The 14,903-nt window shown below is 64.9% G+C and carries 14 protein-coding genes and 2 tRNA genes; 9 read left to right on the top strand and 7 right to left on the bottom strand.

The window, feature by feature from the left end:
- Positions 1–48 precede the first annotated feature (48 nt).
- A complete protein-coding gene (locus WS45_RS24105) occupies positions 49–1,755 on the bottom strand; it encodes a ShlB/FhaC/HecB family hemolysin secretion/activation protein (RefSeq protein ID WP_059702011.1) in 1,707 nt (568 codons plus the stop codon).
- A gap of 502 nt (positions 1,756–2,257) precedes the next feature.
- On the opposite strand from WS45_RS24105, the gene WS45_RS35215 reads away from it, so the two are divergent.
- The gene (locus WS45_RS35215) at positions 2,258–2,890 is read left to right on the top strand and encodes a hypothetical protein (RefSeq protein ID WP_156437261.1); all 633 of its coding nucleotides are present in this window, start codon (positions 2,258–2,260) and stop codon (positions 2,888–2,890) included.
- Positions 2,891–3,028: 138 nt separating this feature from the next.
- Here WS45_RS35215 and WS45_RS24110 read toward each other — a convergent pair.
- Both WS45_RS24110 and WS45_RS24115 read right to left on the bottom strand, forming a co-directional pair.
- A tRNA-Arg gene (locus WS45_RS24110) sits at positions 3,029–3,105 on the bottom strand.
- Between the two features lie 182 nt (positions 3,106–3,287).
- The gene (locus WS45_RS24115) at positions 3,288–4,118 is read right to left on the bottom strand and encodes an undecaprenyl-diphosphate phosphatase (protein ID WP_059506104.1); all 831 of its coding nucleotides are present in this window, start codon (positions 4,116–4,118) and stop codon (positions 3,288–3,290) included.
- Between the two features lie 484 nt (positions 4,119–4,602).
- On the opposite strand from WS45_RS24115, the gene WS45_RS24120 reads away from it, so the two are divergent.
- The 5 genes from WS45_RS24120 to WS45_RS24140 all read left to right on the top strand — a co-directional run bounded on the left by WS45_RS24120 (position 4,603) and on the right by WS45_RS24140 (position 10,111).
- A complete protein-coding gene (locus WS45_RS24120) occupies positions 4,603–5,514 on the top strand; it encodes an aldose epimerase family protein (RefSeq protein WP_059702012.1) in 912 nt (303 codons plus the stop codon).
- Positions 5,515–5,650: 136 nt separating this feature from the next.
- A complete protein-coding gene (locus tag WS45_RS24125; RefSeq protein ID WP_059523424.1) occupies positions 5,651–6,343 on the top strand; it encodes a peptidoglycan DD-metalloendopeptidase family protein in 693 nt (230 codons plus the stop codon).
- Between the two features lie 379 nt (positions 6,344–6,722).
- A complete protein-coding gene (locus WS45_RS24130) occupies positions 6,723–8,342 on the top strand; it encodes an acyl-CoA synthetase (RefSeq protein WP_059702014.1) in 1,620 nt (539 codons plus the stop codon).
- Positions 8,343–8,403: 61 nt separating this feature from the next.
- The gene (locus WS45_RS24135; protein WP_059523428.1) at positions 8,404–8,730 is read left to right on the top strand and encodes a DUF2288 domain-containing protein; all 327 of its coding nucleotides are present in this window, start codon (positions 8,404–8,406) and stop codon (positions 8,728–8,730) included.
- A 10-nt stretch (positions 8,731–8,740) separates the two neighbouring features.
- Positions 8,741–10,111, top strand: coding sequence for an MATE family efflux transporter (locus tag WS45_RS24140; protein WP_059702016.1), 1,371 nt, complete (start codon positions 8,741–8,743; stop codon positions 10,109–10,111).
- Positions 10,112–10,136: 25 nt separating this feature from the next.
- Here the strand turns inward: WS45_RS24140 and WS45_RS24145 are convergent, their stop codons facing one another.
- Complete coding sequence (locus WS45_RS24145) at positions 10,137–10,322, bottom strand: hypothetical protein (RefSeq protein WP_059702018.1); 186 nt, start codon at positions 10,320–10,322, stop codon at positions 10,137–10,139.
- Between the two features lie 136 nt (positions 10,323–10,458).
- On the opposite strand from WS45_RS24145, the gene WS45_RS35755 reads away from it, so the two are divergent.
- A complete protein-coding gene (locus WS45_RS35755; protein WP_009687382.1) occupies positions 10,459–10,629 on the top strand; it encodes a hypothetical protein in 171 nt (56 codons plus the stop codon).
- A 206-nt stretch (positions 10,630–10,835) separates the two neighbouring features.
- On the opposite strand, the gene WS45_RS24150 is transcribed toward WS45_RS35755, so the two are convergent.
- On the bottom strand, positions 10,836–11,642 hold the full coding sequence (locus WS45_RS24150; RefSeq protein ID WP_059523434.1) for a GNAT family N-acetyltransferase: 807 nt from the start codon (positions 11,640–11,642) through the stop codon (positions 10,836–10,838).
- Positions 11,643–11,801: 159 nt separating this feature from the next.
- Positions 11,802–12,263, bottom strand: coding sequence for a phosphohistidine phosphatase SixA (gene sixA, locus WS45_RS24155; protein WP_059523831.1), 462 nt, complete (start codon positions 12,261–12,263; stop codon positions 11,802–11,804).
- Between the two features lie 162 nt (positions 12,264–12,425).
- Between sixA and WS45_RS24160 the strand changes: the two genes are divergently transcribed.
- Positions 12,426–12,502: transfer RNA gene (locus WS45_RS24160), tRNA-Pro, on the top strand.
- Positions 12,503–12,655: 153 nt separating this feature from the next.
- Entirely contained in the window at positions 12,656–13,096 is a 441-nt protein-coding gene (locus WS45_RS24165) for a hypothetical protein (protein WP_059702189.1), read from the top strand.
- A gap of 52 nt (positions 13,097–13,148) precedes the next feature.
- On the opposite strand, the gene ppx is transcribed toward WS45_RS24165, so the two are convergent.
- A complete protein-coding gene (gene ppx, locus WS45_RS24170; protein WP_059702020.1) occupies positions 13,149–14,663 on the bottom strand; it encodes an exopolyphosphatase in 1,515 nt (504 codons plus the stop codon).
- Between the last annotated feature and the right edge of the window lie 240 nt (positions 14,664–14,903).

Consider the following 14,903-nt stretch of genomic DNA (forward strand, 5'->3'; position numbering starts at 1 on the left):
AAATCACCGAGTCGCAACATGTCGTTGCGCTCGGTTCACCCCTACTGCTTAGAACAACGTGCTGACCTGGAACAGCAGCGTCGGCGAACTCGTCTTGAAGCCCTGCGGCTTCGACAACGGGAAGCCAAGCGACACGTCGTAGTTCAGTGCGGCACCGAGCACGTTCTTCGGTGCGAGATTGCCGCGCACACCAACTACGGCGCCGACCAATGTTTCGCCAAGCAGGTACTCCGCGGCCGGCCCGCGCACGCGCCCGGCATCGACGCCCGCATAAAGCGCCTGCGTGCCAAGCGGCGTCGGCACGTACCAATCGAGTTCGTTGGAAACGACCCAGCCGCTCTCTGCAGCCAGCGTCAGTTGCTGATCGAAGCCGCGAACGGCGTAACGCGTACCGATCGTGAAATAGTCGGAAGGGGTCAGTGGCGTACGTGCGTTCTGCATGTTCCAGCCGAACTGGTACGAGAACGTCTGACTGCCGATCTTGAAAGGGACTTGGGCGCTGAGGCTCGCCAACTCCACCTGTGTCTTACCGTCGAAATCGGGTGTGCCAACGACCGTGCCTGAATTACTGGACAGGCCCGGAAGCGATGCGCGCCAGGCGAACGAGCCGTCGAGGACAACGTTACCGATGTATTGGCGATGCGCGATGCCGAGCTCGTAGCCGATGATGTCGCGATGCTGCACGGGAAGATCGACACCATCCAGCGAGTTGCGGCTGATTTTGTGGAATACGTTGCCATGAAGCTCCGTACGCGCGTGCGCGTTCCGATAGATCACGCCCGACAGGCCGGCCTGAAGCTGCGACTGCACGCCGCTGTATTCGATCGGCGCATCGAAGCCGGCCACCGTCTGCTTATAGCGGGAGCGGCTCGCGTTCAACGTCAGCATCGCATAGCCAACCGGCACGCTGTAGTTGGCAGACACCGACTGATTGCCCTTGTCGGATGCGCCAAAGTTGGCATTCGTCGTGCCGGCAATTTGCAGTTGGTCGTAGAGGTGAAACGGCGAGTCGAACGTGAACGAGCCGGACAGTTCGTACTTGCCCGTGGAATCGAGGCCCGCGTTGTCCGTGCCGATAACGGCATGCCAGCGCTTGCCGGTTCCAGGGTGAAAAACGAGTTCGGAGTCCCCAGGATTCAGACCCGGCACGATGTCGAACGTGGCATCGGACTGGGATTGAAGACGACGCAGGTTCTCGAGCCCTTGATCGATGTCGCGCTGGTTCAGCAGCGCCCCGGCCGAAACGGGTAGCGCCGCGCGCAACCAGCCAATCGTGGGCTTGTCGGCTCGGACCTCGCTGATGCGCCCCGGCACAACGCGCAGCGTCAGCGTGCCCGATTGCAACGATTGCGTCGGCACGAGAACACGAGACGTCACGTAACCGCGCTCGATCAGCGCATTGTTGGCTGCATCCTGGATCTGCTTGAGTGCGGTCTTGCCGACGCACTGGCCCACGACCGGTTGAAGGAAACGCGCGAGCCAGCCGAACGCATTGTCTTCCAGCGCGATTTCCTTGATCGGAAAGCACGGGTTATCGAGGGGCAGGCTCGTGACGCTGGGCACCGAAGTCTTTTCTCCGGTGGGTATCAGCACATTGGGACGCGGATTCAGCTCCTTGGTGGCCTCGAGTTGCTGCTGCTGCAAACGCTGAATTTGTGGGCCGGACGTAGTTTCGGATGGCGGAACGCCCTGGGCTAGCGCAGAAACGCTCGCCAACGCCGAAATCAACGCTGCCGAAGTTTCTCGTTTCTTCACTTGTTAGCGGCGTAATGATTGGTCTCTCACGCCGAAATTTATCGAAATAATCGCCCGTGCATTGTCAGGGATTGCAAAGGCGTCTGATCGCTTGACCGTTCAACTCCGATGATGTAACAGCCTCCTCTCTTGGGCCGAGATCGTTCGTTTCAGCACTAGGAATCAACCAATCAAACTTGACAATTAGAAACACTTATATAGGTTAATTATCCGAACACTCAAAGGCACTAAAAATGCGATTCCTCCCTGCTGATTTCGGTGACTCAGAGCACCGGAATACGCGACCCTTCTCTTCATTTTTCTGCAAAATCAAGACTCGCCGTTACCGAGCGCCAATTCCCCGAACAAATTTCCGGGTAGTCACCGACTGGTCCTTCCCAGCTAATTCGATCGCTTAGACGACGATTTCGCTCAAAAAATAATCTTGACTAAATTAAACATTTTCAGCCGTTTTGTCATGCATTGAAATGCAGTTTCATTCACGATAAACGCACGCGTCAGCGTGTCGCGTATCTACAACGGATTCTGCAAGGGCAAGGTAGGCAACCCGATTCTCCAAGCGCACTTTATCGTCAGAAATGTTGGTGGTAGAGACGTTCGTATTTCATCGATAACCGCATCGATCAGCAAGGACGGTGGTGTGGAATATGTACTGCCAGCGCGAACCTACCTACAGGCGACACCAGCGCTGGCGCTACTCCTCACCCCGTTTACCCTCAGTTCACACAGCGAATGGGCCAACATCACGAATTTCCTCGCTTTGTGGTCACGAGAGAATGAGCAGCAATATCGTCAACTCGAATATGCGCTCAGAGCAAACATAAACCAAAAGCTGCAAGCCCGGCTGCCCGGGGACAACCGAGGCGTACTGGCGGATGATGCTGTAGTCACGCCGCTGATTGAGCTCTTCAACCGCAGTAACGCCCGCTGGCTACCTGGGCAATATGTATTGACTCTAAAGGTAGCCACGACACTGACGCGAGTGAATATCGCGCAGCGCTACAGTTTCACAGTGTTTGAAAGCGATGCAGAACAACTTAGAAAGTTAACGGAAGACTACAACACAGGCGCTGGTATCTTCTTCGATAACGTCGAGCGGCACGTGTGGGTCTATCCCGCCATCACTCGTGCATGAATCATCGCTTGGGGGAGGCTGGGATGACCATTAGAATGCGAGCACACTCCGAGCACAGCGAGTGCGGTTCCGCGTGCTGATCGAAGTGCAACCCAGCAGTGCGCCCAATTCGCAACTCGTTGATCTTTCAGGAAATTCTGGCCCGCCCTACACGATTCGAACGTGTGACCTACGGCTTAGAAGGCCGTTGCTCTATCCAACTGAGCTAAGGGCGGTCGAGGGGAAAAGACACGGCCACACAACCCGGGCCGCATTTGACGCGAAAGGCTTCGAGCACAAACCACACAACCCGCACTCAAAGCCCCGAAACGAAACGGGCCCGGCATGAAGCCGAGCCCGAAATTATACCCGATCATCGCGTCATATCATGCGCGACGCGCGACCGGCGCCGCAACCGTCAAACCGGCTGCGGATGCAGCATGAACCACCCAAGGCAAAACACCCCGGCAATCACGCAGTACAAGCCGAACGAAGCCAGCCGCCCGCGCCCTTCGAAATAGCGCATCAAGAACCGCACACTCAGATAAGCGGCAATCGCCGTCAGCACGCCACCGAGCAGCGCGTCCGCGAGCTGGTCGCGCGCATGGAACAGCTTCGGCAGTTCGAGCACGCCCGCCGCAAAAATGATCGGCGTGCCGAGCAGGAACGAAAACTCCGCCGCCTTCTCCGCCGTCAGCCCGGCCGCGTTACCGGCGATCATCGTCAGCCCGCTGCGCGAGAAACCCGGAATCAGCGCGCCGATCTGCGCGAGGCCCACGAAGAACGCCTGCTTGAACGTCATCTTTTCGGGCGGCTGGTGCGCACGGCTGCGCTGGATCCGATCGCCGATCCACAGCAGCACGCCGTTGATGATCAGCGCGATCGCAACGATCCGCAGGTCGTGAAACACGCGCTCGATGCGCTTCTCGAGCAGCAGACCGACGATCCCGGTCGGGATCGTGCCGATGATCAGCGCCCACATCAGGTGCCCGTCGTCGTTCTTGCGGCCGCCGAGCTGCGCGAAGAAGCCGCTGATCAGCGCGATCCAGCGCGCGCGGAAATACCACAGCAGCGCGAGCGCGGTGCCGAGGTGCAGCGCGACGAGGAACGGCAGCAACTGCGGCGCGTGCTTGTCGATGTGCATGCCGAACAGCGCGGGCACGAGCAGCGTGTGGCCGAGGCTGCTGACGGGGAAGAGTTCGGTGACGCCCTGCAGGACGCTCAGGAATACCAGAAACCAGAGACTCACGCGTCGGTCCTTTTAGTGGTGATCAATCGGGTAGAAAAGCGGACGACGCATCGCGCGTCCGAAAAACGCGCCCCGATTATGCCCAGCCAGGATTACTGCGCCAAGGCATTTGGCTGGTTATTGCGGCAATGCACACAAACGCTTGCAACTTGTAAGCGCGCAGAAAGCAAAAAGCCCGCCATTTGCATGGCGGGCCTTTCGATTCCGGCAGAAATTGCCGTCAGCGGCCGAGCTGATAGAAAAACAATACCGTGCTGCCGGTGAACATGCCGAACAGTGCGATTCCCATTGCCATTGCCAGATCCATGGCCCCCTCCACGAAGTGTCATGACCCGGCAACATCACCGGTTTACAGGCATTATCCAGACCGTCGGCAGTCTGAAAAACTCGCGATTTCCCGAGAAGGGTTTTCCCCGACCGCGTCGCGGCCCGATAATGGAGCGCGCCATCGCGCACCCCGCCCACCCGTTCATACCGATTCGCCATGCCGATCTTCCAGCAGCACGACATTCATGAACTTCACGCCGGCTCGTCACTCGTCCGGGTCGCCCCGCAATTCGGCGGCCGCCTGCTGTCGTGGCACGTCGACGGCGAGCCGGTCATTTTCTGGCCGGAAGCCGCCGACTGGAGCAACCTCGCACGCGTGCGCGGCGGCAACCCGCTGCTGTTCCCGTTCCTCGGCCGCCATCGCGTCGACGGCGAACTGGGCCGCTGGCGCGATGCCGCCGGCGTGGTTCGCGACCTGCCGATGCATGGTTTCGCGCGCGACCTGCCGTTCGCGGCACAACCGTCGGCCGACGGCGCCGCGCTGTCGATGACGCTCGATGCGAACGACGCGCTGCGCGACAGCTATCCGTTCGATTTCCGGTTCGAGACGACCTACCGGCTCGCCGACGCCCACACGCTCGACGTCGCGCTCACCACGACCAACCACGGCGACACGCCGCTGCCCTACTACGCGGGCCACCATTTCTACTTCGCGCTGCCGCACGGCGAGCGCGCGCAAACCACGCTCGAACTGCCGCCGACGCGCCGCTGCATGCAGCGCGCCGATGGCTCGATCAGCCCGTTGGAGCCCGGCGAAGCATCGTACAGCCTCGGCGATCCGGACATTCTCGACCGCTTCCACTGCCTCGACGGCGCGCCCTCCGCGCCGGTGCGCATCGTAATGCCGGGCCGCCGCCGCACGATCGAGATCGCGCTCGACGTCCCGGGCTCGATCCCGTGGTACGCGGTCACAACCTGGACGGAAAAGCCGGAATCGGACTTCTACTGCGTCGAGCCGTGGCTCGGCCTGCCGGACGCGATCCACAACGGCCTCGGGCTTCGCATGCTTGCACCGGGCGCGACCGAAACGGCGACGCTGCGAATTCGCGTGCTGCCGCTCGCCGGCTGACGTCGGCCGCACCGGCGAACCGGGGCGCGCCGGCCGCGCCCGCGGCCCGAAACTGCGGTGCTCGGGTCGAACCCGTTAAAATCGGACGTTTTGTATCGCCTGCCGCGTCGCGCGCGGCGGGGTTTTGCGAGGTTCAATGTTCGGAACAACAACGAAGCGGCTCTTCGCGGCCGCCTGCGCCGCGCTGCTCGTCGCGTGCGGCTCCGCACCCGTCGGCCCGGGTTACTACCGCGTCGAGCGCGGCGACACGCTCTACAAGATCGCGCGCGAGAATCGCACGTCGATGGCGAACATCGTGCGCTGGAACCAGATCACGAATCCCGACGCGATCGAGGTCGGCCAGGTGCTGCGCATCGCGCCGCCGCCCGGCACGACGACCGCGTCGACCACCGGCACCGGCAGTGCGGGCCGCAGCCGCCCCGCGCCTTCCGCGCCGGTCGAATCGGCCGTCAAGCCGGCCACCAGCATCGCGCTGATCTGGCCGGCCGCCGGCAACGTGGTGCGCAGCTTCGACGGCTCGAAATCCAAGGGCATCGATATCGCGAACGCCACGGGCACGCCGGTGCTGGCCGCCGCGCCAGGCACCGTCGTCTATGCGGGCAACGGATTGCGCGGCTACGGCAACCTGATCATCCTCAAGCACAATGCCGATTACCTGACGGCCTACGCACACAACCGTGCATTGCTCGTGAAGGAAGGCCAGTCGGTCACGCAGGGGCAGACGATCGCGGAGATGGGCAACAGCGACAGCGATCGCGTCGCGCTGCACTTCGAGCTGCGCTACGGCGGCCGCTCGATCGATCCGGCGCGCTACCTGCCGGCGCGCTGAGCGCGCCACCGCCGAAGGAGGACGACACGCGATGCCGGCATGCATCGCATGTCGTCGCGAGGGAAATCGGGAAGGTCGTGTCAGCGCTTGCGCAGACGGCCGGTGAACCGGCCGGACAACGGATCGACGCAGCTGGCAAACGCCACCAGCGCACCGATTCCGAACAGGCTGAACCCCGCAGCTATCAGAAGCAAATCCATGGTCATATCACTGTTTTGTCATGATCTTATGCGTCATAGCGGAATCGTGCACTGAGCCGCCCCCGTTGCACGAGTCCGCACATTCCCCTATCCATCAGGCGCCATTGTGGTTTCGGTCGCGTGAAATGCCGATGTAATCCATCGGCCGATGCCGACGATGGACGCCAAGGAGACTTGCGATGCTGCCCGCCGCCGACCGCTACGACAACCTCCTCTCCCGCTTCGCGTGGGACGTTCCGGCCCGCTACAACATCGGCGTGGATGTCTGCGACAAGTGGGCCGACGGCAGCGGACGGCTCGCGCTGATTCACGAGACGACGCAAGGCGACGTGTCCCGCCTCACGTTCGACGACCTGAGGAATGTTTCTAACCGTTTCGCGAACAGCCTCGCGCGGGCGGGTCTGCAACGTGGCGACCGCATCGCGATCTTCCTCGCGCAAGGTCCGGAAACGGCGATCGCCCATCTCGCCGCGTACAAGCTCGGCGCGATCGCGGTGCCGCTGTTCACGCTGTTCGGCGCCGACGCGCTCGAATACCGGCTCGCGAACAGCGAAGCCGCCGCGCTCGTCACCGACGCGGCCGGTTACGCGAAAATCGCGCCGCTGCGCGCACAACTGCCGGCGCTGCGCACGTGCTACTGCATCGGCGACAATGCGCCCGATGCGCCCGGCGTGCTGCGATTCGACGCCGCACTCGCCGCCGAATCGCCGGATTTCATGCCGGCGGACACCGCCGCCGACGACCCGGCGGTCATCATCTACACGTCCGGAACGACCGGAAAGCCGAAAGGCGCGCTCCATGCGCATCGCGTGCTGCTGGGCCACCTGCCGGGCGTCGAGATGTCGCAGCAATGCTTCCCGCGCGACGCGCGCCTGTTCTGGACACCCGCCGACTGGGCATGGATCGGCGGGCTCCTCGATGTTCTGCTGCCGTCATGGCACCACGGCGTGCCGGTGCTCGCGCGCCGCTTCGAGAAGTTCGACGGCGAGGCCGCGTTCGCGCTGATGGCGCGGCATGGCGTGACCCACGCGTTCCTGCCGCCGACCGCGCTGAAGCTGATGCGCGCGGTGCCCGCGCCGCGCGAGCGCCACGCGCTGGCGCTGAAATCGGTCGCGAGCGGCGGAGAATCGCTCGGCACCGAGCTGACGGCGTGGGGACGCGACGCGCTCGGCGTGACGATCAACGAGTTCTACGGACAGACCGAATGCAACATGGTGCTGTCGTCATGCGCGGCGCTGTTCGATGCGCAGCCCGGTGCGATCGGCAAGGCCGTGCCCGGCCACGCGGTCGCGATCGTCGACGAGCACGGCACGCCGCTGCCGCCCGGCGTCGAGGGGCGCATCGCGGTGCGCCGCCCGAACCCGGTGATGTTCCTCGAATACTGGCGCAATCCGGCCGCGACGCGCGACAAGTTCGCGGGCGACTACCTCCTCACCGGCGACACCGGCACGATCGACGCCGACGGCTTCGTGCGCTTCGTCGGCCGCGACGACGACGTGATCACGAGCGCCGGCTACCGGATCGGCCCGGGGCCGATCGAGGACTGCCTGCTCACGCACCCGGCGGTGCGGATGGCGGCCGTCGTCGGCGTGCCCGACCCGACGCGCACCGAAATCGTCAAGGCGTTCGTCGTGCTGAACCCCGGCCATGTCGGCGACGACGCGCTCGTGCAGGCGCTGCAGGCCCACGTGCGGACGCGCCTGGCCGCGCACGAGTACCCGCGCGCGATCGCGTTCGTCGACGGCCTGCCGATGACGGCAACCGGCAAGATCGTGCGCCGCGCGCTGCGCGACGCGTGAACCGGGCGCGCGCCCGGATGGTTTATAGTGGCGCCCACGCAGTCTTTTCAGCACACCACCGATGTCCTCCGACCAACACGAATCCGCCGCGGGCGCGTCGCACAGCCCGCTCTACGCCAAACTCCTCGGCGAAACCGCCAAGATCGACTGGTGCGATCTCGAGCGCTTCTTCGCACAGGGCAAGCTGCTGTCGGTCGCACGCGATCTCGATCTCGTCAGCGTCGCGGAAGCGATCGCCGGCGACGACGCCGACCAGGTCACGCGCTGGCTGTCGTCCGGTCTCGTCGCGCGCATGCCGGCGGAAACCGCCGCCGATTTCGCGGCGCGCAATCCGGAGCTGTGGGCGGTCGTCGTGTCGCCGTGGGTCTGCGTGCAGGAACGCGCCTGACGCGTTCGCCATGTCCGAATCCGCATTACCGCAGGGGGCCGGCACCGGATCGGCCGCCGTCTCGCACCGGCGCGTCCTCGCGCTCGCCTTCCCGATCGTCCTTGCGAACCTGACCCAGCCGATCCTCGGCGCGGTCGACACGGCCGTCGCCGGCCACCTCGACGGCGCGCAGTACCTCGGCGGCGTCGCGCTCGGCGGACTGTTCTTCAACTTCGTGTTCTGGGGCTTCGGCTTCCTGCGCATGGGCACGACCGGCCTCGTCGCGCAGGCGCACGGCGCCGGCGACGCCGCCGGCATCCGGCTCAACGTGCTGCGCGCGCTGATCGTCGCGTTCGCGCTCGGCGCCGCCGTGCTCGCGCTGCAGGTCCCGCTGCTGTCGTTCGCGCTGACCGCGCTGGGCGGAAGCGACGCCGTCCGCGCGACGGCGCTGGCCTATGGCCACGCACGCATCTGGAGCGCGCCGTTCGCGCTCGCGAACTACGTCGTGCTCGGCTACCTGCTCGGCGCGCAGCGCGTGCGGCTCGCGCTCGTCACGCAGGTCTTCATCAACGCAGTGAACATCGGTGCCGTGCTGTTGTACGTGTACGGCTTCGGCTGGGGCATCGCCGGGATCGGCGCGGCAACCGCGACCGCGGACGCGTGCGGCTTCGCGCTCGGCGCATGGATGCTGTGGCGGCTGCGCCCGCGCGGCCTCGCACCGCTGGCCGCGGGTGCATTGGCGGATCGTGCGGCGCTCAAGCGGCTGATCGCGCTCAATCGCGACATCTTCCTGCGCACGCTGTGCCTGCTCGGCGCATTCGGCTGGTTCGCGCACCTGGGCGCCACGCAGGGTGACGCGACGCTCGCGGCCAACGCACTGCTGCTGAATTTCCAGACCTTCATGGCTTACGGGCTCGACGGCTTTGCGCATGCGGCCGAGGCGCTCGTCGGCGCCGCGGCCGGCGCGCGCGACCGCACCGCATTCCGGCAGGCCGTGCGGGTCACGCTGCTGTGGTCCGCGCTCGGCGCGCTGCTGTTCGCGCTCGTCTACTGGGCGGCCGGCGGCTGGATCGTCGCACGGCTGACCGACCAGGCGGGGATCCGCGCGGTCGCGCTGCAATACCTGCCGTGGGCGGCAATCTCGCCGATCGTGTCCGTGTGGGGGTTCCTGCTCGACGGCGTGTTCATCGGCGCGACGCAGACGCAGTCGCTGATGCGCGCGATGGTCGCGTCGTTCGCGATCTTCATTGCCGCGACGCTGGCGGCTGTCGGCCCTTTCGGCAACCACGGTCTGTGGTTCGCGCTGCTGCTGTTCATGGTCGCGCGTGGCGTGACGCTCGCGCGCTACTTGCCGGCGCTGACGCGGCGGATCGGCGCCGACGCACCCGCGGCCGGCACCTGACGGCCGCGCAGGCCGGCCGGTTTCGTTATTGCATGGGTGCGGGTGCCGACGGCGCCGGCTCACCGAGCATCGACGGCGGCGTCATGTCGGTCGGCACGCCGTGATAATCGGCCGGATCTTGCGGCGGGTGGCCGCGACGAGCCTGGCGGGGATCGCTGGAACAGCCGGCGAGAATGGACGCGGCCAGCACGGCCAGCATGAAACGGGTCATCGGTGAGGCTCCGGAAAACGGCGCGCCCATCGCGCGCCAGGACCGCGCCGAGTCTAGCCGAATTCCGGGTTAGGGGTTGTCCCGCGCATGTTCTACCATGTAGCAGATGGCGCTGTGCCGTTGAAAGGAGGCTGCCATGTCATCTGAAGAGATCGCCGGCCTGATCGGCCTGTTCATCGGTCTGATGGTGCTCGCCGCCCTGTCCTATTTCGAGTCGCGCGAATACAAGCGCAGCCACGGCGGCGAAGGAATGATCCATCACTGGATGGCCGAACATCACCTGCTCGACTGGCGGCGCAAGCACTAGGCAAGCCCGCCCCGTTGTCCGGGCCGCCCGCGCGGCCCGCGTCGAACGTGCGTCTGCCGGCACGGTGGGCAGTGCGTATCGCCCAAATTAACAGGGCCGGATAAAACGCCTTCCTCGGAACGAACAAACGCCATCGCGCGGCAATCTGCCGCGCGACGGCGTTCGCTTGCGTGCGCGCCTGAGCAGCGCGCCGCGATCGGGATGGCTCAGCCCAGGAAGTGCCGGGCGTAGCGTGCGTTGATGTCGGACAGCCGGAACAGCGTCAGGAAGTCCGCGCAGTTGAAGTCGGGATCCCACGCCGGCGCGCCGCAAATCTTCGCACCGAGACGCAGGTAGCCCTTGATCAGCGGCGGCGGCGCAACGACGGTGCCCGTCTGCAGTTCGTCGACCGGCAGCGCCGTATGAGGGAACGCGCGATATTCCGGCGCCGTCAGCGAGTTGGCCGGCAGCGACTGATACAGGTTCGCCGCATAGTGCCCGCCGTCGGCCATCGACACGCTCGCGCAGCCGAGCATCGTCTCGTAGCCGTTCTGCATCATGTACGCGCCGAGACCGCCCCAGAGCGCCATGATGACGGCGCCGCTGCGGTAGTCGCTGTGCACGCACGAGCGGCCGACCTCGACCATCTTGCCGCGCAGGTGCGTAAGGCGCGACAGGTCGAATTCGCCTTCGGCGTACAGACGGCCGACACGCGCGGCCTGGTGCGGCGGCAGCACGCGGTACGTGCCGACCACCTTCAGCGTATCGAGGTCGCGCACCAGCAGATGATCGCAATAGGCGTCGAACGGGTCGACGTCGAGACCGGACGGACCGCTGACCTGCGCGCCCATCTCGTCGGCGAACACGGTGTAACGCAGGCGCTGGGCCTCGCGCAATTCATCTTCCGTGCGCGCCCAGGCGGCACGCAGACGGTACTCGGATGTGACGGTTTCAGCAGCGCGCGGCAGGTGACGCCGCGACGTGTCGAGGGGAAGCGAGGCAAAGGGGAGCGTAGGCGTCGGCAGTTCTCGCATTAGGCTTTCCTGGTCGTAAGGAATAGGACGACATGCCAGCCAATGTAGTAACCGGTCGTTACCGTTCTGTGGCACGACCGTGTCCTTTCAATGACGTGTCGCCGAATTGACTTTAGCAGAAAGCCTGCGAAACCGTATGATCAATGCCTTCAAACCGCTTCAGACAAGGTCCGGCGTCAATACCGCGCGCAGGACGGCCTGACGGTTGCCGTCGCGCGTGCGGCTCGCGAGCCACACGATACCGCCCTTCTTGACGCTCCAGCTATCGTCGTTGCCGGCGATCAACTGCGCCGCGACGCAGCCGAGCGTCGGCTGGTGCCCGACGATCACGACCGTGGGCGCGATGCCGTCGGGCCACCCGGCGGCCGCCAGCACGTCGTCGACGCTGCCGCCCGGCGCGAGCGCATCGATGGTCCGGTACTGGTCGGTCAGCGCCTCGACGGTCTGCACGGTGCGCGCCGCCGGGCTCGCGAGGATCACGCTGCTCGACTCGAGCCGGCCGCGCAGCCATTTGGCCATCGCTTGCGCATCCTTGCGCCCGCGGGCCGTCAGCTGGCGTGCGAGGTCGCTTGCCGCGTAGTCTTCGGCTTCGGCGTGGCGCCACAGGATCAGGTTCATCATGATGTCTCTCCATGCTTCGACGAATGCTCCGGCCGCACACTCGCGGGCCGGACGATCATGCTTCGAATTGTCGCCAATCGTGAGCGGTTCGTGATGACATGCGCCGTACGCAAAAACGTGATTGACCCGGTTACCCATTAGACGATAGAATCTTTGGCTCGTCGGAGCGTAGCGCAGCCTGGTAGCGCATCTGATTTGGGATCAGAGGGTCGTAGGTTCGAATCCTATCGCTCCGACCACGAGATTCACGACAAGGGTTGCAAGCCATCGCGCTTGCAACCCTTTTTCGTTTGGTCCGCCGCCCGCGTCCGCCCCCGGTGCCACCGCCCGCAGCCCGCGCACGAAAATTGCGAGAACACGCGATAATGTCCGCGACCAACCCGCAATCGCGCATGAAAAATCACGTTTTCAAGACCGCCGTGCTCGGCGCGCTGCTCGCAATCGGCACCCTCGGCGTGCCCGGCGTCGCATCGGCGAAGTCGCTCGACGACGCGCTCGACTGCCATTCGAACGGCCACAAGTTCGTCGCGCCGCTGCTCGCGGCAGGCGACATCCAGTCGGAGCCGATGCACGTCGAATCGAATTCGGTGAACGCATTCCGCACGAACCATCCGCTGACCGCCTACGGCTTCGGCGTCTATGTCGTGCTCGGCTACCAGGCGAACGATCCGATTTTCCAGCCCGGCGACGGCACGCCGATCGGCGACTGGGCATACGGCGTCGTGGTGCGCGGCACGAAGAACGCGGTCGAACAGGCCGTGCGCAAGGCCGGCAGCGACGCGACCGTCAAGCAGGCATTCCCGTTTCTGACCGCGATCGTGTGCTCGGACTGAGTGCGTCCAAGGCAACCTGGCGGCGCGAGCGCGCCGCCGCCGTGCCGGCGCGTCACGCGCCCGTATAAACCACGCGGTACGGAATGCCGACCTTCTCCCACTCTGCCGCTTCCTGGCTGAGGCTGTAATCGGTCAGCGGGTTCTGCTCGACCCATGCGCTCGGCAGGCGCACTTCATACCCGCCCTTCTTCATCTGCGACACGGAAATGTCCGGCAGCCCGGCATCGGTCCGGCGCCGGCAAAGCAGCGCCGCGAGCCGCAGGCAGAACAGCAGCGGCCATTCGATGTCGCGCGCCTGCGACAGCTTGCCGAGCTTGCCCGCATGCCCGAGCACGAGCGCGGCAAGGCGCGCCTGGTCGGTGCGCGAGAAACCCGGCATGTCGGCGTTGCTCGCAATATAGGCCGAATGCTTGTGATACGAGCTGTGCGAAATCGACAGGCCGATCTCGTGCAACGCGGCGGCCCAACCGAGGAACATCCGGCCTTCCTCGCGTTCTTCGTCGTCGGAATCGTCGAGCTCGTCGTAGAACCGCACCGCGAGCGCGCCGATGCGCTCGGCCTGCGCGCGATCGACGCCGTAGCGGCGCGTGAAGCCTTCGACGGTCACCGCGCGCATGTCCTCGTGCTGGGTCCGGCCGAGCAGGTCGTACAGCACGCCGAGACGCAAAGCGCCGTCGGTGGTATCGACGTAGTCGACACCCAGTTCCTCGAATACCGCGAGCATGATCGCGAGGCCGCCGGCGAGCACCGGCACGCGATCGGGCTTCAGCGCGATCAGCTTCAGCCGGTTCACGTTCTCGGACTTGATCAGCGCGCGCTTCAGGCGTTCGAGCCCGCCGCGCGAAATGCCGTGCGTGATGCCCGCGTCGTTGAAGCCGTTCGCCTCGACGAGTTCCGCGAGCGCGCGCGCGGTGCCGGACGAACCGATCGCCTGGTCCCATCCGGCCTTCTTGTATTCGCTGGAAATGATCTGGATCTCGCGCTTGGCCGCGAGTTCGGCTTGCCGCATCGTGTATTCGTCGACGTTGCCGGCCGGGAAGAACGCGCGGCTATGGCTCACGCAGCCGATGTAGAGGCTCTCCATCACGATCGGCGTGTAGTGCGAGCCGATGATGAACTCTGTCGAGCCGCCGCCGATGTCGACGACGAGCCGCTTGCCCGCGCTCGCCGGCACCGAATGCGCGGCGCCCGCATAGATCAGGCGCGCCTCTTCGCGGCCCGCGATCACTTCGATCGGAAAACCGAGTGCCGCTTCGGCCTCGCCGAGAAATTCGCCCGCGTTCTTCGCGACGCGCAGCGTGTTGGTCGCCACCGCGCGCACATGATCGGGATGGAAATCGCGCAGGCGTTCGCCGAACCGCTTGAGCGCCTCCCAGCCACGCTCCTGCGACGCGCGATCGAGCATCTTGTCGCTCGACAGGCCCGCGGCCAGTCGAACGGGCTCGCGCAGCGCATCGACGGGATAGATCTGGCTGCCCGCCGGCGTTTCCTCGACGCGCCCGACGATCAGCCGAAAGCTGTTCGAGCCGAGATCGACGGCAGCCAGCAAGTGGGGGGATGTAACCATCAGAAGGGGGCTCCGTGCGCGTTCGCCCGCGGCAGCCGGTCCGGCCACGCTGGACGATCAATCAAAGGCGACATTTTAAGCGTGGAACGCTTGCCGTTGCCACGCTTCACGGGCATGTACACGGGTAGATTGTATATGGCCGAAACATTTATGAGACGAAACGGTTCAGGCGTAGAATTTCCCGATATAAATACATTATCGTCATCAGCACGTCATCGTACCGTGAGAGTTTCCGAGCGT

The sequence above is a fragment of the Burkholderia sp. RF2-non_BP3 genome (genome assembly GCF_001522185.1).
In the GTDB taxonomy this organism is placed as follows: Bacteria; Pseudomonadota; Gammaproteobacteria; order Burkholderiales; family Burkholderiaceae; genus Burkholderia; species Burkholderia diffusa.

Bases quoted from the DNA above. Each gene is read 5' to 3' on its own strand.
- WS45_RS24150 (WP_059523434.1), bottom strand. From the start codon at position 11,642: ATGCGAGAACTGCCGACGCCTACGCTCCCCTTTGCCTCGCTTCCCCTC.
- ppx (WP_059702020.1), bottom strand. From the start codon at position 14,663: ATGGTTACATCCCCCCACTTGCTGGCTGCCGTCGATCTCGGCTCGAAC.
- WS45_RS24140 (WP_059702016.1), top strand. From the start codon at position 8,741: ATGTCCGAATCCGCATTACCGCAGGGGGCCGGCACCGGATCGGCCGCC.
- WS45_RS24120 (WP_059702012.1), top strand. From the start codon at position 4,603: ATGCCGATCTTCCAGCAGCACGACATTCATGAACTTCACGCCGGCTCG.
- sixA (WP_059523831.1), bottom strand. From the start codon at position 12,263: ATGATGAACCTGATCCTGTGGCGCCACGCCGAAGCCGAAGACTACGCG.
- WS45_RS24130 (WP_059702014.1), top strand. From the start codon at position 6,723: ATGCTGCCCGCCGCCGACCGCTACGACAACCTCCTCTCCCGCTTCGCG.
- WS45_RS24135 (WP_059523428.1), top strand. From the start codon at position 8,404: ATGTCCTCCGACCAACACGAATCCGCCGCGGGCGCGTCGCACAGCCCG.
- WS45_RS24125 (WP_059523424.1), top strand. From the start codon at position 5,651: ATGTTCGGAACAACAACGAAGCGGCTCTTCGCGGCCGCCTGCGCCGCG.
- WS45_RS35755 (WP_009687382.1), top strand. From the start codon at position 10,459: ATGTCATCTGAAGAGATCGCCGGCCTGATCGGCCTGTTCATCGGTCTG.
- WS45_RS24165 (WP_059702189.1), top strand. From the start codon at position 12,656: ATGAAAAATCACGTTTTCAAGACCGCCGTGCTCGGCGCGCTGCTCGCA.
- WS45_RS24145 (WP_059702018.1), bottom strand. From the start codon at position 10,322: ATGACCCGTTTCATGCTGGCCGTGCTGGCCGCGTCCATTCTCGCCGGC.